1 pseudogene is annotated in these 1,735 nt (G+C 59.0%); it reads right to left on the reverse strand.

Annotation, left to right across the window (positions count from 1 at the left end):
- Positions 1–1,574, reverse strand: a pseudogene (locus UIA24_RS22985) (DUF5801 repeats-in-toxin domain-containing protein); the annotation flags it as partial.
- Positions 1,575–1,735: the final 161 nt, after the last annotated feature.

Genomic DNA, 1,735 nt, shown 5'->3' on the forward strand with positions numbered 1-1,735 from the left:
GGCGTATCGGCACCGGACTGGAAGATGCCGGTCACGCTGCCACTGGCGGTGGTCGCCTCGCCGGCAACGTCGCCGGTGCCGCCGGGGATACCGTTGGTCAGGCCATCTTCATCGACGGTGCCAGTCGCTGCGGTGCCGGTTGCCGTTGGCCCATCGTCCTCGAAGATGATCTTGGAGCCGATTTCAGCGGTCGAAGTCACCGCTTGGCTCAGTGTGAAACTACCGATATCGAAATCGGCATGGTCATTGCCCTTGGCATCGACGGCTGCACCGTTCTCGATGAGTACACGGTTGTGATTCTGCGTTGTGGTGTATTCAATCTTGTAGCCGGCCTTGATGCCCGTGATGGTGGCAACGCCACCTGTAAAACTGATGGTAATGCTCGGATCATTCACCGATCCGTTTGAGTTCTCGATTACCGCCCCGGTACTCTTGTTGATGATGCGAACATTAGTGATTGCAACCGATGCATCACCTGCGTACCCGTTGACGAAGTTCACACCCGGTTCAGCCGCCGTGTTGAACGCGCTGATTTTTACGATGGCACTCTTGCCGCTCTGTAGCTGAACGACGTCGAAGCTGGCCCCCTTTGCATTGAACATGCCGGTGAAGTCGATGTTGGATTCGACATCTGCTTCGTTCTGGTCAAGGTTGGGAATGGTCACATTCTGCCTGGCACCCGTGACGAACGTAAAACGGATGCCCTCTTGTTCCACAATCATCTGATTGTTGGTGCCAAAGGTGGTCGGACCACCCGCCTGGCTGGTATTGATCGTGTCACCGGTGGTTATGTTGGCGCCGCTTGACTGGTCCGCGGGGTCCTTTCCGGTCGCGATGATGGTGGGGTCTGTGATCCGCAAGACACCGCCGTCGTTGACCACTGTCGGGTTCGCCGTGGTGAACATGAGGAAGAGGTTCTGGCCGGAGGGCGCATTGGCCAGGCTGAATGTCAGATCCTGACTGGCGCCGACGAAAACAATATTCGTGAGATCGATCGGGTCGTCAGGGTTGCTGGCGTCTGGGTTCTTGAACGGTTCGTACTGCACGGTCCAGATTTTGCCGCCGGTGACCGGCGATCCGGTTTCTTCAATATAGGCAGCGAACACGATCTCACCGGCTGGGCCGCCGGCGCGGCCCAGAACGATGTTGTTGTTGGTCTCATCCGTATAGAGAAGGATGTTGGTGCCATTGAGGGTATCCAGTCCGCTGTCCAAGCCATTGAGCGCCGCGCCAAGACTGTCGGTGAAGCTCACATCGGTAATGTTTGCTCCGGGCGTCGGGGTGATGGTGAACGCATCACTGCCGGTGTTGCCAGCAGCCCCGGTATAGCCACTCAAGGCAGCCCCCGTCGCGGTACCTGCCCCAAGTGTTGTCAAGCGTGCCGAGAAGATCGACGGCAGGGAGGCCACCAGAATGTCATTGTCGTTAGCATCTCCTGCAGGGCTTGGAGTGGCTGTGCTGTTCTGCAACCCGGCTGTTTCGTCCAGCGTCACATTCGCACCGGTCGCCACGATGCTTGGGCCGCTGTCCGTAAACGAGGTTGTCGCTACGGCGTCGTCGCCGGTACCGAACACACCATCGCGGCCCGCAGCGCTGGCGGTGAGCAGAAACCTGGCATCTGCCGAGTCGTCGGGGTTTACGTACCACGAGGTGGTGACGCTGCCGTTGACCTGGCCGTCGAGATCGCCGGTACCACCGTCGGTCACATACCAGGGGTCGTGCCCCTCGCCAGTAT

The sequence above is a fragment of the Pseudomonas sp. AL 58 genome (genome assembly GCF_036348395.1).
In the GTDB taxonomy this organism is placed as follows: domain Bacteria; phylum Pseudomonadota; class Gammaproteobacteria; order Pseudomonadales; family Pseudomonadaceae; genus Aquipseudomonas; species Aquipseudomonas defluvii.